Raw genomic sequence first — 19,760 nt, 5'->3', positions numbered from 1 at the left:
CCCTTGCGGGGTGGCAGTTATTGGAAAAACCGGAAATGGGCTGGAACGCGTTGGCGTCAGCCGTCAGTCAAATGCAGTAACTGAGCGATCTGCGCTTTACGGGTGACACCGAGCTTGTTGTAGATCTTTCTCAAGTGGTGCCGGACGGTGCAGGGCGACATACCGATGTTGCGCGCGACTTCCTTGTACGTCTGTCCGACCGCAAAGCCTCGGGCGACCTGAAGTTCGCGCGTGCTCAACAATTCCAGACTGCTGCGTCGACGCGCCGTCAATAGAACGAGGTCGCCCACCGGCTGCGACGTGATGTGCAGGTTCTGACTCGAATAGCCCTCTTGAGGGTTGCATTGTCTGGGCAGACGATTGGACGGTCTGTCGGGCCATTCCGAGCCCAGCATCGACGAGAACGCAGGCTCCATGGAAAGCAGCACGCCGTAACGATCGCTCACCGCCATGGCGGTCTCATCGTAGGCGCCCTGAGTTTCCCGCAGGGTCGTGAGCGTGCGCAGATAACTGGCCTGTTCGGCGGCGATCAGATGCGGCATCAGCCACTCGATCAGGCATTTGTCCAAGGGCGAAAAGGGCGTGTGGTCAGCCGAGCGAAACAGCGTCAAATGCACGCCCTGCTGGGTGTGCGGGTCGGTCAGGACAATGCCCAGAGCGAAACAAAGGTCGTACTGGCGTCCGAGTTCGGCCAGCGCGGGAGGTGCATCCGCTGCCGTACAGTGAATAACCTGACAGACGCCTTGGGTCTGATGCATTCTGCCGACGCTGGCATCCGAGGTCTTGAGTTGCTCCCACTCGGCGGGATAGCCGGTGGGCAGGCCGAGCAAAAAGGAACTGTGCTCGACGGGCCAGTTGTCACGCCAGGTGGATCTTCCCCACCAGGCCTTGTCGAACGGCACCAGCGCGCACGCCCGCTCAAGCGCCTGTTGATGAAACGTAGAGATCGACGCGCTGCTGACCTCGGTCTGAAGCGCGAGAATCACCTTGTTCAAGGCTTCAACGACCTGACAGGAAACACTGTCCAGGGATGTTGTATCGCTGATCATGCTACCCCCTTGTGTTCTTTATTATGGGTAGAGCGCTCGCTGTCATCGACGCTGTGCGAGGCAGTGGCTCAAGTCTACTCATATTCAAGGGTTCGGCTATCGTTCAAATGTACGATGGCCGGGGCGCGAGGCCCGCATTCAATCCAGCATGAACAACGCATCATTGCTGAATTGCGCTTCGAACTGCGCAGGGGGCATCGGGCGGCCGAACAGGTAGCCCTGGACTTCGTCGCAGTCGTGTTCGCGAAGAAACTCCAGTTGTTCATGGGTCTCCACGCCTTCGGCGATCACCGAGAGGTTCAGGCTGTGAGCCATGGCGATGATTGCGCGGGCGATCTGGGCGTCCTGTTCGCCGGATGGGAGGCCATCGACGAAGGTGCGGTCGATCTTCAGCACGTCAATCGGGAACTGTTTGAGGTAGTTCAGCGACGAGTAGCCGGTGCCGAAGTCATCGACGGCGATGCTCAGGCCAAGGTTTTTGAGGCCATCGAGGATCTGCATGGCCTCGTTGACCTCGCGCATCAGGATGCTTTCGGTCAGTTCCAGCTCCAGGCAGGCGGGTGACAGGCCGGTCTGTTCGAGTATGTGAGCGATACGCTTGCCGAGCTGGCCGTCCGAGAACTGCCGTGCCGAGATGTTGACCGACACCTTGGGCACGCGAACCCTGGCCTGATGCCAGTGTTTGAGTTGGCGGCAGGCTTCGGCCAGAACCCAATCACCGACCTCCACGACCAGCCCGAGCTCTTCGAGCACCGGGATGAAGTCGTTGGGCGGTACCAGCCCGCGACGTGGATGGCGCCAGCGCAGCAGGGCTTCTGCGCCCGTCAGGCGTTTGCCGTCGCCGCTGAACTGCGGTTGGTAGAAGAGGGTGAACTCCTTCTGCTCCAGGGCGTGGCGCAAGTCGCTTTCCAGCTCCAGACGCTCCAGAGCGGTGGCGTTCATGTCTGCCTGATAGAACTGGAAGTTGTTCTTGCCGCGCTCTTTGGCGTGATACATCGCCGTGTCGGCGTTCTTCATCAACTGACTCAGTTCCTTGCCGTCCTGCGGGCTGAGGGCGATGCCGATACTGGCGGTCACAAAGAACTCGCGGCCTTCGAGTACGAAAGGCGTTATCAGGCTGGTCAGAATGCGTTCGGCAACGTGAATCGCGCGATTCAGCGCGGCTTCGCGGGTTTCATCCGGTTCCAGCAGCAGGGTGAATTCATCCCCGCCCATGCGGGCCACGGTGTCATCCACCGATACGCAGGCGAGCAGGCGCGTGGCCATTTCCTGCAGCATCCGGTCGCCCGCGGCATGGCCCAGGGAGTCGTTGATCGGTTTGAAGCGGTCGAGGTCGAGGAACATCAGCACCACCCAGGCCTGCTGGCGCTCGGCGTGCTGCAGCGCCGAATGCAGTCGATCCTGAAACAGGGTGCGGTTGGGCAGGTGAGTCAGCGCGTCGTAGTAGGCCAGACGGTGGATGCGATCCTCGCTGGCCCTGCGCTCGCTGATATCGCTGAAGAAGCACACGTAGCTGGCCAGGTCGCCTTCATCGTCGAGGACTGCGGTAATGCCGACCCAAGCCGGGTAGTGTTCGCCATTACGGCGCTTGAGCCGGATTTCACCTTCCCACGTGCCTTGTCCGTTCAACTGCCTGAGGATGTGGCGCAGCCGGGTTTCCTGTTCGGACTCCACGGTGAGCATGCCCGGCAGTTGATCGAGCACCTGAGCCACTTCATAGCCACTGACGCGGGTAAAGGCCTCGTTGGCCTGCACGATATAGCCAGCGGGGTCGGTAATCAGAATGGCGGATGTCGAATGCTCGAATACGGTGGCAGCCATGCGCAGGTCTTTCTCGGCCCGACGCTGCTGACTGATGTCCCGGCCCACGCCGAAGATCCCCTCGAAATTGCCGTGTTCGCCCCACACCAGAACCACGCGCAGTTCCACCGGGATCTTGCGACCGTCGGCACGCAGGCAGTCGAACAGGAACATTCGGATGGTGACTTCTTCGCGCAGCCTGGCGAGTTCCTGAGGTTTGTCGAGGACCTTGTCGATGCGGTCCATGAGCGCATCGAAACCGACTATTTGCTGGGGGGTGGCAATAGCGGCGGACCAGCCGTTCTGCAGGATCCACTCGGCGCTGTAGCCCAGCGCACGTTCTACCGAAGGGCTGACGTAGTTGACTACCAGCCGGCCGTCGGTGGAGAAAATCACATCACTGATGCTTTCGGCGAGCATGCGGTAACGCTGTTCGCTGTCACGCAGTGACTGGCTGGACGCGACCTGCTCGGTAATGTCCTTGGCAATGCCGATGATACGGGTGACCCGGTCTTCTGCGTCCCAGGCCAGCGCCTGCTCGCGAATGTCGAAAGACCGCCAGTTGCTCTCGCGGTCCCGGAAGCGCAGCACGCGTTGCAGTAATTCATTGTGCCCGTGGTGACGCTGGCGCAGGCGCATGTCCTGATAGTTTCGGGCGTCCTCAGGGTGCAGCAGGACTTCCCAGAAGAACTCGCCCATGGCGTGCAGTTCTGACTTGCTGTAACCCAGCGTGTAGCCGAAGTGGTGGTTGCTGTAGATCACCCGCTGGCTGAGTACGTCCTGAACGTACAAATGGTCCGGTACGGTGCGTACCACGTCGGACCAGAAGCTCTCGCGGTCCAGCAACGACAGCTCGACCTGTTTACGGCTGGTGATGTCGCCAATGCTGAGAATCACCGCATCGAAGTCGCTGCGTGTCTCGGGCAGGCGCATGACCAGCCACAGGTGCTGATCCTCACCGCTTGCGCGGGTCAGGCAGATTTCCAGTTCCAGTCGTGGCTGCCCGGCGAGAACCGCCTGAATGATCGGAATGCCGACGCCCGGACGCGAGCGTGATTCGCCCTCGATCAATGGTTGCCATGCCTGTTCGCGGTGCTCGATGTCCAGCAGGCTCAAGGCAACTTCGTTGAGTTCGCTGATGCGCAATTGCTGCAGCAGGCGTTTGAGCGAGGCTGGCTGGCTTTTGAGCAGACGCTCGAAGTCCTCGCCGGTCCTGACCTCAAGTGCTTCCAGTTGCTCTTGAAGGCCGGACATGTCCATGACACAGATCGCGACGCCTGCGCCTTCGAAGATATCCCGGTAGCGGCGCCTGCTCTGCAGCATCTGACGCTGGCGTCGGCGCAGGCTGATCAGCGCGATCAGCGGCAGGATCGACAGCAGCAGGCCGATCAGGCACTTGCCGATCAGTGGCGCAAGCAGTTCGCTGCGGGCCTTGTAGGTGTCGAACAGCCCCCGCAGTTGCCAGTCACTGTTGCTCAGCGGCTGCAGCAGAATGGTATCGGACAGACCACTGTCCGCTTCGTTGGCCGGCACCTGTTCATGGAGAATGACCCGCTGCGTCTTGCGCTGTTCAAGACGCCACAGGTGCTGAAAGTTCTGCGCCGGCTGGCTGGCAAGTTCTTTCAAGGCGTCGGGTGCCACGCGCACTGCCCAGTAGTCGCCGCTCACGCCGTTGCCCAGGCGAATCAGTATATAAATCTGGTTGCCGTCTTCGGAGCCGGTATAGAAGTAGGGGCGACCGCGCGCCTGCTTCATGGCTTGTTCGAGAAACTCACCGTCGCGCGAGACCTCGGCACTGTCACTGACAATTTCACCCTCCCGATTCAGGCGAGCGACGCTGCGCAGTGCGGGCAGGGCAGTGCGCAGGTTCACCAGCGTCGTCGGCTGCTCCAGCCGCTCCCCCGAGGATAGCGCCTCGTCCAGCAGGTTCATGGCGATCTGCGCCTTGAGCGCCATGTTCAGACTCATCCGGTCTGACAACTGGACGCTGTACTCCAGACTGCGCTGACGCTGGCGCTCCTGAGTCTGATGAAATTGCTCGATCAGCTGCCAGAGCAACAGGGCAAGCACCACCAGAACCAGGCCCGCCAGCATGCCTTTCACTGACCCACGCAGAGGCCTGGTCGCACTGTCTGTAGCAACACTTGATGACGACAGAGGCGTTGAAGTGGGCAAATCGCTGTTCCTGACTGCTGGACTGAAGCAGTGGTGCTTTAGATAAAATAGGCGGTCGCCCAAAGAGGGCGGCTAGCATGCCTTTAGTTGTGGCAAAGTGCCAGTCCCATTGGGCCGTATCGTTTGCCCTGCACGCAGCATTCGGGTAGCTTTGCGCAACGTGTGGTATCCACCGACTCCTGCATGAGTGACTCCACTTTTTGCAATATCGATCAGGCTTTATATTTGCCAGCACTGCCCCGATATATTTCCAACTGAGTTTATTCAAGGCTCGGAACGGTCTCGCGGCAAGTCTCAAGGACAAATAAAAGCTTTTTTCCGGCCGGAGCTTTAAGCTCGTTACCCAAATCGGTCCTCATTACAGACGCTAGGTTTTCATTTCATGGCTCAATACGTCTACACCATGCATCGGCTGAGCAAAGTTGTGCCGCCGAAGCGTGAAATCCTGAAAAACATCTCTCTGTCTTTCTTTCCCGGTGCCAAGATCGGCGTGCTGGGCCTCAACGGTTCGGGTAAATCCACGCTGTTGAAAATCATGGCGGGTGTCGACACCGAGTTTGATGGTGAAGCGCGTCCGATGCCGGAGCTCAATGTGGGTTATCTGCCGCAGGAGCCACAACTTGATCCGAACAAGACGGTCCGTGAGGTCGTGGAGGAGGCGGTCAGCGTGATCAAGGACGCTCAGGCGCGTCTCGATCAGGTCTACGCCGAATATGCCGAGCCGGATGCTGATTTCGACAAGCTGGCGGCCGAGCAGGCCAAGCTCGAATCCATCCTGCAGGCCAGCGATGGCCATAACCTGGAGCGTCAACTGGAAGTCGCCGCCGACGCGCTACGCCTGCCGGCCTGGGATGCGAAGGTTTCGGTCCTTTCCGGTGGCGAAAAGCGCCGTGTCGCGCTGTGCCGCCTGCTGCTCTCCGCACCGGACATGTTGCTTCTCGACGAACCGACCAACCACCTGGATGCCGACTCGGTCGCCTGGCTGGAGCATTTCCTTCACGACTTCCCGGGAACTGTGGTTGCGATCACGCACGACCGTTACTTCCTGGACAACGTGGCTGGCTGGATTCTGGAACTCGACCGCGGCGCGGGTATTCCTTACGAGGGCAACTATTCCGGCTGGCTTGAAGCCAAGTCGGACCGCCTGGCGCAGGAATCCAAGCAGCAGACCGCTCACGAAAAAGCCATGAAAGACGAGCTGGAATGGGTCCGCAAGGGTGCCAAGGCGCGTCAGTCCAAATCCAAGGCGCGTCTGCAACGCTTCGAAGAGATGCAGTCGCAGGAATTCCAGAAGCGCAGCGAGACCAACGAGATCTATATCCCGGCCGGTCCGCGTCTGGGCGACAAGGTTATCGAGTTCAAGAACGTCACCAAGGGTTATGGCGACCGCGTGCTGATCGACAACCTGTCGTTCTCCATGCCTAAAGGCGCCATCGTTGGCGTGATCGGCGGTAACGGTGCCGGTAAGTCGACATTGTTCCGCATGCTGATGGGCAAGGAACAGCCGGATTCGGGCAGCATCGAAGTCGGTGAAACCGTGCAGCTGGCCTGCGTGGATCAGAGCCGTGATGACCTGGACGGCAGCAAATCGGTGTTCCAGGCCGTGTCCGACGGTTCCGATGTGATCCGTATCGGTAACTATGAGATTCCGTCGCGTACCTACGTCGGTCGCTTCAATTTCAAGGGCGGCGATCAGCAGAAGTTCGTCAAGGACCTGTCCGGTGGTGAGCGTGGTCGTCTGCACCTGGCGCTGACCCTGAAAGAGGGCGGCAATGTGCTGCTGCTCGACGAACCGTCCAACGACCTCGACGTGGAGACCCTGCGTTCACTGGAGGAAGCGCTGCTGGACTTCCCGGGCGCTGCCATTGTGATCTCTCACGATCGGTGGTTCCTTGACCGTGTAGCCACGCACATCCTGGCGTACGAAGACGATTCGCAAGCGATCTTCTTCGAAGGCAACTACACCGAGTATGAAGCCGATCGCAAGAAGCGTCTGGGCGAAGCGGCTGCCCAACCGCACCGTGTGCGTCACAAAAAGCTGGCCTGATCAGAGTTCAGGCATGCGCCGCTCCTTGCAAGGAGCGGCGCTGCCGCTGGTCGGCCTGGCTCACGCGTCAGGTTCGATCAGCAGCACTTCAATCGACTGATCGCCCGCCGGGCGCTGCCACAACACTTCATCGCCTTTCTGCGCACCGATCAGGGCGCGGCCCAGTGGCGACCCCCAATTGATCTGTCCTTTGGCTGCATCGGCCTGATCCTCTCCCACCAGATGCACGCGCTGCTGGTTGTCCTGTTCATCCGCGAACGTTACCCAACTGCCTATCTGCACTTTTTCGGTCGACACGGCCGGTGCGACGACCTGCGCGCTTTGCAGGCGCTGGTTGAAGTAGCGCAGGTCGCGTTCCAGATCGGCCAGTCGCTGCTTGTCTGCCGCTTCGCCCAACGCGGTTTGCGTGCTGTGCTGCGCCTGCAGGTTGCTGACGTGTTTCTTCAACATGGTCAGGCCTTCGGCCGTGACGTAGTTGATCTGTGTACTGACCAGCCGCTCGACCGGTTGCTCGGCCTCGGCGGCAGCGTTGTCTTCGTTTACGAATGCGCGGCTCATGAAATGTCCTCCCTAATAGGCTTTGGGCCACAGCAGGGCATCATTGGTTTCGTCGATTTTTCAGGCTTTGTGGGTCAGTTCGGGCGGTAGGCCTTGGCGGCACTGCGGGTCTTTTCCCGCTCCCAGGCACGGTCACGCTCATTGAAGACCTGGCCGGGATCGAGCCGGTCGCGATTGTCCTGCGAGGTCTCGCACTGACGAAAGCCATCGGTCCAGCCCTGGGCGTAGAGCTTGTCTTTCAAGTAACGGGGCACGTTTTTGCGGAATTGGCCGGTAGTGGCGCCTGCTGCATCCCTGCCGCTGCTGCAGCCGTCCTGATAGCCGTCTGCAAAACCCGGCGGATAACCCTCCGCCAGCATCTGGTCACGGGTGGACTGACAACCCGCCAGCACGATGGCCAGCGACAACAACAGCCAATACCGCTTCATGGTGATTCCCTCTGCTTATGAGAGGAGTCTAGAAGGTAATTTGTGAGTTATTTGTAAAAGCGATGTAGGGAACGTGTAATGGCAGTGTGCTTTTATTTTCGACGCACACTGCCGGCGACTCGCTACTGATCCGGTCAGTAGTGATACCACTTCACCTCAAGCATCACTTCGTTCTGTGGCGAACTCATCTGGCTGAATTCACGCTGGGCGCTCAGGCGCAGGCCGAGGTTGCGGGACAGCTCCCATTGCTGGTTGAGACTGACGCTGCGGCGCACTTCGCCATTGGTGAAATAGTCGCCCTTGGCTTCCAGGCTGAGGTTGCCCAGCGGGTTGCGCCACAGCACGCCCGTGTTGAAGCCTGCAGCGGGGGAGATGAATTCGGCGAAATCGTTATTGTGTTCGACCCGCACGGTGCCCAGTGCGAAGCCAAGCATGTCATCGGCCAGTTGCCAGGTGCCGCCGCCACCACCGTTGACATGGCTGACGAGGTTTTCGTCGCCGTGCTTGCCGAGAACCCGTTCCAGGCCGCCGGTGACTTGCCATGACCAGGGTTTCAGCAGTTCAGTGCGCGGAGTCAGTGAGCGAATGGTCGCCAGGTCCAGTTGCTGCACCTGCCAGTCATTGCCTTCGTATTGACGCACCTTGAGCTGAAGAATCTCGATCTGCGCACCCAGCGGGAAGCCATAGGCGTTGTCGTTCAGGTCGTGATAGGCCATGCGCAGGCCATATTCGGCAAACGCCTTGTCACCGCGTGTGCCCGCTCCCAGCTGCCAGGTGCGTGATTCATGGCCTTCTTCCGGCAGGCCGGGGCGCGGGATGTCCAGTTGTGGCGGCGGGTTCTGGTTGATCGCCTGCAACAGTTCGAAGCTGCGTTGCGAGCGTTGTGTATCGCGCTCAAGGCCGTTGGCGCGGTAGCGTTCCAGACGATACGCGGCGTCCTGAATCAACGCGCGGCGTTCCTTGGGCTGCGCAAGGTACTCGCTGTTCTGCAGTTGCTTCTGGTCGGCGCTGACCTTCAATACCCACTGTTGCTCGTCTGCATCGAGCGGTTCGGCGCGGCTCAGCAGTTCGCGTTCGCGTGACGGGCGATAGTCGATCTTCTCCACCAGCCCGGCGGCCTTGATCGCCTTGACCGTATCGGTTGGGATCGCGGTCAGGCCGAACTGATCGGTAAGCTTCAGGCCCGGGCGGGCGACCTGCAGCAATTCCAGCAGCCGGTACGAGCAGTTTTCGTCGAAGAAGAAATAACTGAAGCGGATCTGTTTCAGCTCCCAGACGTGCTCGACCATGCGCCCGGTTTCTTCCGCAGTCAGGTTCAGCCGGTATTCCCAGAGGTCACGGTTTTCCAGGCTGCGGTATTCCGACAGTTTTTCCTGATACGGCACTAGCGCAAACAATCCAGGATAGCCGCCTGCCAGACCTTTCCACGCGTACAGAATGCTGTTGTCCATGCCTTCGATGTAGGCACCGAAGTTGATCGCGTAGCTCAGTAAGGTGGTGTTGTTGGTTTTCGCGCTGGCCGGATCGATGCGCAGCAGCGTATGACCAAACATCGACGAGGGGCTATTGAGGTAAGCGGCCGGGAAAATCAGCACCGTGCTGTCCGGGGCCACATCCTTGTACCAGGCCTTAAATTCCTTGCAGTCCGGGGTCGGCAGGCCCGTCAGGTGCAACTGGTCACGCAGCCAGCGGGTGCGTGCCGGGTACACGCACTGGGCGTGGGTCTGTTCGTTACTGACGGGTGCGTAAATAGCGTCGAGTGTTGCGCTCAGCTCCGCCTGCGGGTCGTGTGCACCGTTAGCGGCGAGAAAGAATTTCGGGTCTGTGACATAGCTGCGCCAGCCACCGAGCTTGCCGGCCTCGTAGTGACCCAGGGAAATCCAGAACGGTTCATTGGCCAATTGCTGCAAACGTTCAGCGCTGGCATGAGGTGCCGCGGACAAAAAAGGGGCACAGACGAACAGCGCCAGCGATACAAGACGTTTGAGCATAGAGGGCAACTAGTCAGAAAAGGGAATCCCGCCCTTTGCGAACAAAGGGCGGGCGAACGACTTTAAGCCTGGGTAGCGTACTTGGCCAGAGTCGGATCGTTTTTCAGAACATTGACGGTGTTGGTGTGGACGTCTTCGGCAGTGGCGTCGGCCTTGCTGAAGATTTGCGAGAAGTGCTCGTGAGTGACGGCGGCGAAGTGCTCGCGGTCTTCTGGTGCAACGCCCAGTACCACAGCGTAGGTCGTCAGTGCTTCGCCCTGACCCATGGCCATGTCCTTGGAGAGTTCATCCATCATGCCGTTCATGGCAAGCCAGGATTTACCGCCATAGGTCAGTGCGCCGTTGGTGGAGCAGCCGTTGGTGCCGGAGGTCATGCCGAAGGTGGCGTTACCCGAAGTACCGTTGGTGGTCGAAGCCAGGAAGTGAGCTGGAGTACCGCGTTGACCTTCAAACAGCATGTTGCCCCAACCGCAGTCAGGACCGCCTGGTGCTTGAGCCATAGCGTTGATCGATACAGCGGCGAAGAGCGTTCCAAGAAGAATCCGTTTCATAGCTTTTTCTCTTTTTAGTTCAGCCAAGGGTCGAGTTTCTTGAGTCGTTACATCAAGACAGGCGGCCAACCAACAACCACCTGTGCAGTTTGGAGTTTAGGCACGTTCCAAGGGTTCCGTCATCGATTACAGATTATTGCTTGAAAACGGCTTTTTTAAGGACGTGGCTCATGGCAGCACCCACGCAAATGCTTTTCGGCTCTTTCCTGCCTTGCAAGTCGTGTACAGCGAGCGCCAGAATGCCGACATCTGCCCCGCCTGATGTAAGGATTACTGATGCCCGATTCTGTCGCAGCCAACCTACGCCTGGCGCCCAACGCGCTGACCCGTCCGTTTTCCGCTGAGCAGTTCAGCTTTGCGACCACTCATGAGCTCGAACCTTTTCGCGGTGTCCTTGGCCAGGAGAGAGCCGTAGAGGCCCTGCAGTTCGGCGTTGCCATGCCGCGCCCCGGTTACAACGTATTTGTCATGGGCGAGCCCGGCACCGGGCGCTTTTCGTTCGTCAAACGCTACCTCAAGGCCGAAGGCAAGCGGATGCAGACGCCGTCGGACTGGGTCTACGTCAACAATTTCGACGAGCCCCGCGAGCCCAAGGCACTGGAGCTGCCTCCAGGCACAGCTCATGAGTTCACCGCCGACATCGGCGGCCTGATCGACAACCTGCTGGTGACCTTCCCGGCGGTTTTCGAGCACCCGTCTTACCAGCAGAAGAAAAGCTCGATCGACCGTGCGTTCAATCAGCGTTACGACCGTGCTCTGGACGTTATCGAGCGCCTGTCACTGGAAAAGGACATCGCCCTGTATCGCGACAGTTCCAACATCGCGTTCACGCCGATGGCCGATGGCAAGGCGCTGGACGAGGCCGAGTTTTCGCAACTGCCCGAAGCGGATCGCGAGCGCTTCCACGAAGATATCTCCGCGCTCGAGGAGCGTCTCAACGAAGAGCTGGCCAGCCTGCCGCAGTGGAAGCGCGAGTCCAACAATCAGCTGCGTCAGTTGAATGAAGAAACCATCACCCTGACCCTGCAACCCTTGCTGGCACCTCTCTCGGAAAAATACGCCGAGAACGCTGCGGTCTGCGCCTACCTGCAGGCCATGCAGGTGTACCTGCTCAAGACGCTGGTCGAGCAGTTGGTCGATGACGCGAAGACCGACGCCCAGGCGCGCAAGCTGCTGGAAGAGCAGTACAGCCCGAGTCTGGTGGTCGGGAATACCCGTGATGGCGGTGCGCCGGTGGTTTTCGAACAGCACCCCACCTATGACAACCTGTTCGGGCGCATCGAATACAGCACCGATCAGGGCGCGCTGTACACCACGTATCGGCAACTGCGCCCCGGCGCGCTGCATCGCGCCAACGGCGGTTTCCTGATTCTGGAAGCCGAGAAGATGCTGGGCGAGCCGTTCGTCTGGGATGCGCTCAAGCGTACCCTGCAATCGCGCAAGCTGAAGATGGAGTCGCCGTTGGGCGAGCTTGGCCGCGTTGCCACCGTGAGCCTTACGCCGCAGGTGATCCCGTGGAACGTCAAAATCATCATCATCGGTTCGCGTTCGCTGTACTACACCCTGCAAGACCTTGATCCTGACTTCCAGGAGATGTTCCGGGTGCTGGTCGACTTCGATGAAGAGATTCCGATGGTCGACGAAACGCTCGAGCAATTCGCTCAGTTGCTCAAGACCCGGACCTCGGAAGAGGGCATGGCGCCTTTGACCGCCGACGCAGTGGCGCGGCTGGCGACTTACAGCGCCCGCTTGGCCGAGCATCAGGGGCGTTTGTCGGCGCGTATCGGCGACCTGTTCCAGTTGGTCAGCGAGGCCGATTTCATCCGCCAGCTGGCCAACGACGACAAGACTGACGCCGGGCATATCGAGCGTGCGCTCAAGGCCAAGGCCACCCGTACCGGGCGGGTTTCGGCGCGGATTCTCGATGACATGATGGCTGGCGTGATCCTGATCGACACTGACGGCGCGGCAGTCGGCAAGTGTAACGGCCTGACGGTTCTGGAAGTCGGCGACTCGGCCTTCGGCGTGCCCGCGCGCATTTCCGCCACGGTTTACCCGGGCGGCAGCGGGATCGTCGACATTGAGCGCGAGGTCAACCTCGGCCAGCCGATTCACTCCAAGGGCGTGATGATCCTCACCGGCTACCTCGGCAGTCGTTATGCCCAGGAATTCCCGCTGGCGATTTCCGCGAGCATCGCGCTCGAGCAGTCCTATGGTTACGTGGACGGCGACAGTGCGTCGCTGGGCGAGGTCTGCACGCTGATCTCGGCGCTGTCACGCACGCCACTCAAGCAGTGCTTCGCGATTACCGGTTCCATCAACCAGTTTGGCGAAGTTCAGGCGGTGGGCGGGGTCAATGAAAAGATCGAGGGCTTCTTCCGCCTCTGCGAAGCCCGTGGGCTGACAGGCGAGCAGGGCGCGATCATTCCGCAGGCCAACGTCACCACGCTGATGCTGGACGAGCGTGTAGTGCAGGCTGTACGTGCCGGGCAATTCCACATCTACGCGGTGCGTCAGGCCGATGAGGCGCTGAGCCTGCTGGTTGGCGAACCCGCCGGTGCGCCTGACGAGCATGGCGAGTTCCCTGAAGGCAGCGTCAATGCGCGCGTAGTGGAGCGTCTGCGCGATATCGCAGAGATGCTCAGCGACGAAGACCTCAAGGAAGAGCTGGAAAAGGAGCCTGCGCAGTTGCAGCCTGAACTCAAGGTCTGACAGCGCAGGCGCAGGCGCAGGCGCCGGGCGGTGAGTGCCGCCCGGTGCTCCGTTCATCAGGGATAGTTTCTCGCGGGGTGGTTTTCTTCTAGTCTTGAGGTGATCGCAGTGGCCAAGGAGATTGGCGTGCATCCTGCTAAACGAGAAGGATGAATACTGTTGCTGATCAGGAGCGCATCATGCAGCGTAGCCTTTGCCTTACCCGAGAATGCATGGGGCTGATGACCCGTATCGAGTGTGTCATCCGGCCTCTGCGCAGTGACAGCGGACAGTGGATGGTGCTCTTCGCGGCCGGAATGGCTGCAGAACAGCCTTCCGCAATCAAGTCCCAGGGGCCTTTCAGAGGCTTGCCCGAAGCGCAATCGGTGCTCACCAGCGTTATCGAAAGCCTGTCGTTGCATGGTTATCAATGTGCCGATGACGTACCCATCTGGGCCCTGCACGTCCAGGCTGAACTGCGCCGTATCGATAGCGACAGGATGGTCTGTCAAAGCTCGTCGCTGTTCTAGGCTTCAATCCGGTTCCTCAGCAGCGCGCTAACGGCCGCTGTGCGATATTTTGTCGCACGCTCAGAGCGGCGCATTACCGCTGATATACTCGCCCGCTCCTTTAAAACACCTTGCGAGTATCAATGGAACGTTTTTTTGAAAATGCCATGTACGCATCGCGCTGGTTGCTGGCGCCGATCTATTTCGGCCTGTCCCTTGGCCTGCTGGCGTTGTGTCTGAAGTTTTTCCAGGAAATCTTTCACGTCATTCCCAACATCTTCTCGCTGGCCGAAGCAGACCTGATTCTGGTGCTGCTGTCGCTGATCGACATGGCGCTGGTCGGTGGCTTGCTGGTGATGGTGATGATCTCCGGCTACGAGAACTTCGTGTCGCAGCTGGACATCGACGAGGACAAGGAAAAGCTCAACTGGCTGGGCACGATGGATTCGTCTTCGCTGAAGATGAAAGTTGCAGCATCGATTGTGGCGATTTCTTCCATCCACCTGTTGCGAGTGTTCATGGATGCCACCAACATCAAGCCCGAATACCTGATGTGGTACGTGATTATCCACATGACGTTCGTGATATCGGCGTTTGCGATGGGCTATCTGGACAAGGTCACCAAGCACTGAGACAACGCTGAATGACAGGGGCGGGCATTATCGTTTCTGGCATGTCGGCGCTGTGTGTTGTAAAACGTCCGTTCCGATGCATCAGGCGTTTGCGCAGGAGGTTCGATCATGAATTATCAGGAATTTATCGGCCACGCCCAGGCCGGGCGGGTCGATGAGCTGAACCTGATCTCCATCGAAGGCGGCATCTATCTACTGGATGTGCGCATGAATGGCACTTCGGTGATGCTCAAGGACCCAGCGGGCAAGACCCTGCATCTTCGCTCGGTAGAGCACGCCCGGGACTTGCTCAAGGACATACCGGTGGTGCCTTTTTACCTGGTCCATTGCGTGGTCCATGACGAGCTGTGCGGCATGCCGGTTAATGACCGCTCTGAAATGCGCCTGCCGATCTCGTTTCATTCTTCATGGTCCTGATCGCCTACTGCGGATTGCTGCTGCGGTAGGGGCTGCAGCGGCAATTGTGCTAGGCTGCTCGGCCTTTTGGTTCGGGGCGCATCAGCGTATAGCGTGATTGCCGTTCAGGTTTTGCGTGATACCGACTGCGTGCCCCTCTACGGAGCAGTGTCATGTCCGAAGTCAATCTGTCCACCGACGAAACCCGCGTCAGCTACGGCATTGGCCGTCAGTTGGGCGATCAGTTGCGCGACAACCCGCCACCGGGCGTCGATCTGGAAGCCATCGTGGCAGGCCTGCGCGATGCGTTTGGCGGTCAGCCAAGCCGTGTCGGTCAGGAAGAAATGTCCGCCAGCTTCAAGGTCATCCGCGAAATCATGCAGGCTGAAGCAGCCGCCAAGGCTGAGCAGGCCGCAGGCGCCGGCAAGGCCTACCTGGCTGAAAACGCCAAGCGCGAAGGCGTGACCACGCTGGCTTCGGGTCTGCAATTCGAAGTCGTGACCGCTGGCACTGGCCCTAAGCCAACCCGTGAAGATCAGGTACGCGTTCACTACCACGGCACGTTGATCGACGGTAACGTCTTCGACAGTTCCTACGATCGTGGCGAGCCGGCCGAATTTCCGGTCAGCGGCGTGATTGCTGGCTGGACCGAGGCGCTGCAACTGATGAACGCCGGCAGCAAATGGCGTCTGCACGTGCCGAGCGAGCTGGCTTACGGCGCTCAGGGCGTAGGCAGCATCGCACCGCACAGCGTGCTGGTGTTTGATGTGGAACTGCTGGACGTTCTGTAAGCGACCCGGTCGATGCAGATAGTCGCTGAACGGATCGCGCCGATTCGTTCAGCGACGCAGTTGTGCTGATGCTTCATGCTCAGTGCAACTCACCCATGGGGCGCAACGCCCGCGCGTAGCAGAACAGAAACAGGTTTCTCACCAGCTCCTTGAGCACCAATGGCTCGCTGGAACTCAAACTGCACACATCCAGATCGCCCTGATCGCGTAACTCCTCCAGCGCTTCCTCTTCCAGTACGGCACACACTTCCCCCGTCTCGCGATGGAGAATTCTCAGGTAAGGGTGGGGTCTGTCCAGCCATGCATCGATCAAATAGGTCATGTCTCATCTCCTGTGCAAGTCAGATGAGAATAATTCTTATCGGGATAATAGCAAGGCTCTATTGAGATTAATTCTCATTTTGCGCTGAATGGTTGATCCAGATCAGCGAATGCCGGTCGAGAGAGGACGCGGAGCGTCCAGAACGGCATGCCGACGCGGAGCATCGGCACGATAGTTAGAGAACTATCGTTCCTCACGCTCCAGCGTGGGAGTGCCGTTCGTGACGCTCTGCGTCACACAGCGATGCCATCAGCCGGTCAGTGGTGCTCGCGGGTGGCGCGGAATTTCACGTCGGGCCAGCGTTCTTCCATCAGCGCCAGGTTCACGCGGGTAGGGGCGAGGTAGGTCAGGTGACCGCCGCCGTCCACTGCGAGGTTTTCCACCGCCTTGTTCTCAAACTCTTCGAGCTTCTTCTTGTCGTCGCAGTCGATCCAGCGGGCTGACCACACAGTGATTGGCTCGTAGGCGCATTCAACCTTGTATTCTTCCTTGAGACGGCTGGCGACCACATCGAACTGCAGCACACCGACGGCGCCGAGGATGATGTCGTTGCTGCGCTGCGGGAAGAACACCTGCGTGGCGCCTTCTTCGGCCAGCTGTTGCAGACCCTGACGCAGTTGCTTGGACTTGAGCGGGTCCTTCAGGCGTACGCGACGGAACAGCTCTGGTGCGAAGTGCGGAATACCGGTGAACCCCAGGGCTTCGCCTTCGGTGAAGGTATCGCCGATCTGGATGGTGCCGTGGTTGTGCAAGCCGATGATGTCGCCGGCGTAGGCTTCTTCCAGCTGCTCGCGTTCCGATGAGAAGAACGTCAGCGCGTCGCCGATCCGAACGTCCTTGCCCAGGCGCACATGGCGCATCTTCATGCCCTTGTCGTAACGGCCCGAGCAGATACGCATGAAGGCGATGCGGTCGCGGTGCTTGGGGTCCATGTTCGCCTGGATCTTGAACACGAAGCCGCTGAATTTCTCTTCCGCCGGCTCGACGGTGCGCTCGTTGGCCACACGTGCCAGCGGCTTGGGCGCCCAGTTCACCACGGCATCGAGTACATGATCGACGCCGAAGTTGCCCAGCGCGGTACCGAAGAACACCGGGGTCAGCTGACCGTCGATGAATTCCTGCTGGTTGAATTCGTGGCAGGCACCCTGTACCAGCTCCAGCTGCTCGACGAAGCGCTCGTATTCATCGCCCAGGTGGGCGCGGGCTTCGTCCGAATCGAGCTTCTCGATGATTTTGGTTTCGGTGCGCTCGTGGCCGTGACCCGCGGTGTAGACAATGATGTAGTCATCGGCCAGGTGGTAGACACCCTTGAAGTCCCGGTAGCAACCGATCGGCCAGGTGATCGGAGCCGCCTTGATCTTGAGGACCGCTTCGATTTCATCGAGCAGCTCGATCGGGTCGCGGATATCACGGTCGAGCTTGTTGATGAAACTGACAATAGGCGTGTCACGCAGACGGCAGACATCCATCAGCGCGATGGTGCGCGGCTCGACGCCTTTACCGCCGTCGAGGACCATCAAAGCCGAGTCGACCGCCGTCAGGGTGCGGTAGGTGTCTTCGGAGAAGTCTTCGTGGCCCGGGGTGTCGAGCAGGTTGATCATGTGGTCGCGATACGGAAACTGCATCACGGACGTGGTAATGGAGATACCACGCTGTTTCTCCATTTCCATCCAGTCGGAGGTGGCGTGACGGTCGGATTTACGCGACTTGACCGTACCGGCGACGGAAATGGCCTTGCCCATCAGCAGGAGTTTTTCCGTGATGGTGGTTTTACCCGCATCCGGGTGGGAAATAATGGCGAAAGTGCGGCGTTTCGCGACTTCGGCGGCCTGTTGGGTCATGGGAAATCGCCTGGGATGGGATTGAAAAAGGGCGCAGATTATAGCTCAACTCGCGGCAATAACCGAACCGTTCAGACAATAAACGATGGCCAGATAATGTCTCGTGTGGGAACCTTTCAGGTCGTGGAGACGTCCACTCCCCCGTCAAGGCTCGCAACGAAGCCAACGCAAGGGGCTGATTCATCAGCATGTTGGTTTGACGAAGCTGCGCTTATGGCTTGTGTTTTCGCCGAGGTTAAACCCTTACCGGCGACCCACCCGCTGCTCTTCGCGAACGTTATTGCCGGCGTCCTCCCCGGACGTCCAGGTCAACGCGTTCGCCGACTGAAATAAGGAGTCCGCCTGTGGCAAATCGCTATGGCAAGGGGCTATTGGGAGGTGCGGTTGCGATCGCACTCCTGGCCCTGCTGATCCACTGGATCGGCGTTAGTACTATCAAGCAATACCAGGATGACCTGCTGTTCTATCTTCAGGCTCATCTGATTCTGGTTGTGGTTTCAATGTTGGCGGCCCTGGTGGTCGGCATCCCTGCGGGCATTGCCCTCAGCCGACCGAGTATGGTTGGACGCGCCGAACGCTTCATGCAGATATTCAATATTGGCAACACCGTTCCTCCTCTCGCCGTTCTGGCCATTGCCCTCGGGATTCTCGGGATCGGCAGCGGGCCGGCGATCTTCGCGCTGTTTCTTGCCTCGCTGTTGCCGATCGTGCGCAACACCTACGAAGGCCTGAAAAACGTACAGGGTTCACTCAAGGAAGCTGCCGTCGGTATTGGCATGACTCCGCGCCAGGTGCTGTGGCGTGTCGAGTTGCCCAACGCTGTACCGATCATCATCGGTGGCGTGCGGGTCGCACTGGCGATCAATGTCGGGACCGCGCCGCTGGCGTTTCTCATCGGTGCCAATAGCCTTGGCAGTCTGATTTTCCCGGGCATTGCGTTGAACAACCAACCGCAATTGGTGCTGGGTGCGGCGTGTACCGCTCTGCTGGCGCTGCTGCTCGATGGTCTGGTGATACTGGCCAGTCGTCTTTGGCTGGAACGCGGACTGGCTCGCTGAGCGAAGGAAATCTCATGAAAAGAATATGCTTGTTTTTAGGCTTTGCCTTGCTGTTTCCGGCATTGGCCCAAGCTGCAGAAAAGCCGCTGTTGCGTGTCGGCGCACGGGTGTTCACCGAACAGACCATCCTCGCTGAACTGACCGCACAATACCTGCGGACCAAGAACTACGACGTGCAAATCACTGGCGGCCTGGGCAGCAACCTGGCGCGCAGCGCACAGGAAAGTGGTCAGCTGGATCTGTTGTGGGAATACACCGGTGTGTCGCTGGTGTCCTACAACCACATCGACGAAAAACTCGACAGCGCCCAGACCTATGCGCGGGTCAAGGAAGTCGATGCAAAGAAAGGCCTGATCTGGCTTTCGCCGTCGAAGTTCAACAACACCTATGCGCTGGCGCTGCCGCAGAAGATTGCTGACAAGTACCCGCAGGTCAACACCATGTCCGACCTGGCCAAGGTGTTCAAAGACGAAGCCAAAGAAGGGCATCTGGTCGCGCTGGACACCGAGTTTGCCAACCGGTCCGACGGCCTGGTCGGCATGGTCAAGCATTACGACATGAATCTGGGGCGTGAAAACACTCGGCAGATGGACTCGGGCTTGGTGTACACCGCGCTGCAGAACGGTCAGGTGTTCGCAGGGCTTGTCTACACCACAGATGGTCGCCTGAACGCGTTCAAGCTCAAAGTGCTACAAGACGACAAGCACTACTTCCCGGACTACACCGCGGCGTCGGTGATTCGTCAGGAATATCTGGATAAGCATCCGGACATCGAGACGCTGCTCAAGCCGCTGGCTGATCTGCTGGACAACCAGACCATGATCGACCTCAACGCTCGTGTCGACGTCGGCCATGAAAGCCCATCCGCGGTTGCTGCAGATTTTCTGCGTCAGCACCCATTGAATTAAGGAAGGAGACGAT

General features: G+C 59.3%; 16 protein-coding genes. 8 read left to right on the top strand and 8 right to left on the bottom strand.

The window, feature by feature from the left end; all coding sequences use genetic code 11:
- Positions 1 to 56: 56 nt before the first annotated feature.
- Together V476_RS06555 and V476_RS06550 are read right to left on the bottom strand one after the other, a co-directional pair.
- Positions 57 to 1,049 (bottom strand): helix-turn-helix transcriptional regulator, encoded by a 993-nt coding sequence (locus tag V476_RS06555; RefSeq protein ID WP_024959305.1) that lies wholly within the window; start codon positions 1,047 to 1,049, stop codon positions 57 to 59.
- A gap of 138 nt (positions 1,050 to 1,187) precedes the next feature.
- Complete coding sequence (locus V476_RS06550; RefSeq protein WP_024959304.1) at positions 1,188 to 5,024, bottom strand: sensor domain-containing protein; 3,837 nt, start codon at positions 5,022 to 5,024, stop codon at positions 1,188 to 1,190.
- Between the two features lie 382 nt (positions 5,025 to 5,406).
- Here V476_RS06550 and ettA point away from each other — a divergent pair, with 382 nt between their 5' ends.
- Positions 5,407 to 7,071 carry an energy-dependent translational throttle protein EttA gene (gene ettA, locus V476_RS06545; protein WP_003399986.1) on the top strand — a complete coding sequence of 555 codons (1,665 nt, stop codon included), beginning with the start codon at positions 5,407 to 5,409 and terminating at the stop codon, positions 7,069 to 7,071.
- 60 nt (positions 7,072 to 7,131) lie between these two features.
- Here the strand turns inward: ettA and V476_RS06540 are convergent, their stop codons facing one another.
- The 4 genes from V476_RS06540 to V476_RS06525 form a co-directional block, all read right to left on the bottom strand.
- On the bottom strand, positions 7,132 to 7,629 hold the full coding sequence (locus V476_RS06540) for a GreA/GreB family elongation factor (RefSeq protein ID WP_024959303.1): 498 nt from the start codon (positions 7,627 to 7,629) through the stop codon (positions 7,132 to 7,134).
- Between the two features lie 74 nt (positions 7,630 to 7,703).
- Positions 7,704 to 8,057 (bottom strand): lipoprotein, encoded by a 354-nt coding sequence (locus V476_RS06535; RefSeq protein WP_003313791.1) that lies wholly within the window; start codon positions 8,055 to 8,057, stop codon positions 7,704 to 7,706.
- 134 nt (positions 8,058 to 8,191) lie between these two features.
- Entirely contained in the window at positions 8,192 to 10,048 is a 1,857-nt protein-coding gene (locus V476_RS06530; RefSeq protein ID WP_003396257.1) for an Lnb N-terminal periplasmic domain-containing protein, read from the bottom strand.
- 62 nt (positions 10,049 to 10,110) lie between these two features.
- Positions 10,111 to 10,599, bottom strand: a complete 489-nt coding sequence (locus V476_RS06525) for a DUF3015 domain-containing protein (protein WP_002555221.1) — start codon at positions 10,597 to 10,599, stop codon at positions 10,111 to 10,113.
- Positions 10,600 to 10,875: 276 nt separating this feature from the next.
- Here V476_RS06525 and V476_RS06520 point away from each other — a divergent pair, with 276 nt between their 5' ends.
- The 5 genes from V476_RS06520 to bamJ all read left to right on the top strand — a co-directional run bounded on the left by V476_RS06520 (position 10,876) and on the right by bamJ (position 15,618).
- Complete coding sequence (locus V476_RS06520) at positions 10,876 to 13,311, top strand: Lon protease family protein (RefSeq protein WP_003424634.1); 2,436 nt, start codon at positions 10,876 to 10,878, stop codon at positions 13,309 to 13,311.
- A gap of 179 nt (positions 13,312 to 13,490) precedes the next feature.
- Positions 13,491 to 13,820, top strand: a complete 330-nt coding sequence (locus tag V476_RS06515) for a PA4575 family protein (protein ID WP_004416072.1) — start codon at positions 13,491 to 13,493, stop codon at positions 13,818 to 13,820.
- 122 nt (positions 13,821 to 13,942) lie between these two features.
- Complete coding sequence (locus tag V476_RS06510; RefSeq protein ID WP_003313787.1) at positions 13,943 to 14,431, top strand: TIGR00645 family protein; 489 nt, start codon at positions 13,943 to 13,945, stop codon at positions 14,429 to 14,431.
- A gap of 108 nt (positions 14,432 to 14,539) precedes the next feature.
- Positions 14,540 to 14,848 carry a DUF6482 family protein gene (locus V476_RS06505; protein ID WP_004411837.1) on the top strand — a complete coding sequence of 103 codons (309 nt, stop codon included), beginning with the start codon at positions 14,540 to 14,542 and terminating at the stop codon, positions 14,846 to 14,848.
- 152 nt (positions 14,849 to 15,000) lie between these two features.
- A complete protein-coding gene (gene bamJ, locus V476_RS06500; RefSeq protein WP_003340445.1) occupies positions 15,001 to 15,618 on the top strand; it encodes a BamJ family beta-barrel-assembly machinery protein in 618 nt (205 codons plus the stop codon).
- 79 nt (positions 15,619 to 15,697) lie between these two features.
- Here the strand turns inward: bamJ and V476_RS06495 are convergent, their stop codons facing one another.
- Complete coding sequence (locus V476_RS06495) at positions 15,698 to 15,940, bottom strand: PA4570 family protein (RefSeq protein ID WP_002555214.1); 243 nt, start codon at positions 15,938 to 15,940, stop codon at positions 15,698 to 15,700.
- Between the two features lie 257 nt (positions 15,941 to 16,197).
- Positions 16,198 to 17,781: a peptide chain release factor 3 gene (locus V476_RS06490; protein ID WP_003396266.1), complete on the bottom strand. Its 1,584-nt coding sequence runs from the start codon at positions 17,779 to 17,781 to the stop codon at positions 16,198 to 16,200.
- A 344-nt stretch (positions 17,782 to 18,125) separates the two neighbouring features.
- On the opposite strand from V476_RS06490, the gene V476_RS06485 reads away from it, so the two are divergent.
- Entirely contained in the window at positions 18,126 to 18,839 is a 714-nt protein-coding gene (locus tag V476_RS06485) for an ABC transporter permease (RefSeq protein WP_003340453.1), read from the top strand.
- A 14-nt stretch (positions 18,840 to 18,853) separates the two neighbouring features.
- Positions 18,854 to 19,747: a glycine betaine ABC transporter substrate-binding protein gene (locus tag V476_RS06480; RefSeq protein ID WP_024959302.1), complete on the top strand. Its 894-nt coding sequence runs from the start codon at positions 18,854 to 18,856 to the stop codon at positions 19,745 to 19,747.
- Positions 19,748 to 19,760: the final 13 nt, after the last annotated feature.

It is taken from the genome of Pseudomonas syringae KCTC 12500 (assembly GCF_000507185.2).
Lineage (GTDB): Bacteria > Pseudomonadota > Gammaproteobacteria > Pseudomonadales > Pseudomonadaceae > Aquipseudomonas > Aquipseudomonas syringae.
The sequence above is the reverse complement of the archived record's forward strand: the minus strand, read 5'-3'. Positions and strand labels throughout refer to the sequence as shown.

What these genes read in the sequence shown, in the direction of transcription:
- V476_RS06555 (WP_024959305.1), bottom strand. Translation starts at nt 1,049, where the DNA reads ATGATCAGCGATACAACATCCCTGGACAGTGTTTCCTGTCAGGTCGTT.
- ettA (WP_003399986.1), top strand. Translation starts at nt 5,407, where the DNA reads ATGGCTCAATACGTCTACACCATGCATCGGCTGAGCAAAGTTGTGCCG.
- V476_RS06540 (WP_024959303.1), bottom strand. Translation starts at nt 7,629, where the DNA reads ATGAGCCGCGCATTCGTAAACGAAGACAACGCTGCCGCCGAGGCCGAG.
- V476_RS06535 (WP_003313791.1), bottom strand. Translation starts at nt 8,057, where the DNA reads ATGAAGCGGTATTGGCTGTTGTTGTCGCTGGCCATCGTGCTGGCGGGT.
- V476_RS06530 (WP_003396257.1), bottom strand. Translation starts at nt 10,048, where the DNA reads ATGCTCAAACGTCTTGTATCGCTGGCGCTGTTCGTCTGTGCCCCTTTT.
- V476_RS06525 (WP_002555221.1), bottom strand. Translation starts at nt 10,599, where the DNA reads ATGAAACGGATTCTTCTTGGAACGCTCTTCGCCGCTGTATCGATCAAC.
- V476_RS06520 (WP_003424634.1), top strand. Translation starts at nt 10,876, where the DNA reads ATGCCCGATTCTGTCGCAGCCAACCTACGCCTGGCGCCCAACGCGCTG.
- V476_RS06515 (WP_004416072.1), top strand. Translation starts at nt 13,491, where the DNA reads ATGCAGCGTAGCCTTTGCCTTACCCGAGAATGCATGGGGCTGATGACC.
- V476_RS06510 (WP_003313787.1), top strand. Translation starts at nt 13,943, where the DNA reads ATGGAACGTTTTTTTGAAAATGCCATGTACGCATCGCGCTGGTTGCTG.
- V476_RS06505 (WP_004411837.1), top strand. Translation starts at nt 14,540, where the DNA reads ATGAATTATCAGGAATTTATCGGCCACGCCCAGGCCGGGCGGGTCGAT.
- bamJ (WP_003340445.1), top strand. Translation starts at nt 15,001, where the DNA reads ATGTCCGAAGTCAATCTGTCCACCGACGAAACCCGCGTCAGCTACGGC.
- V476_RS06495 (WP_002555214.1), bottom strand. Translation starts at nt 15,940, where the DNA reads ATGACCTATTTGATCGATGCATGGCTGGACAGACCCCACCCTTACCTG.
- V476_RS06490 (WP_003396266.1), bottom strand. Translation starts at nt 17,781, where the DNA reads ATGACCCAACAGGCCGCCGAAGTCGCGAAACGCCGCACTTTCGCCATT.
- V476_RS06480 (WP_024959302.1), top strand. Translation starts at nt 18,854, where the DNA reads ATGAAAAGAATATGCTTGTTTTTAGGCTTTGCCTTGCTGTTTCCGGCA.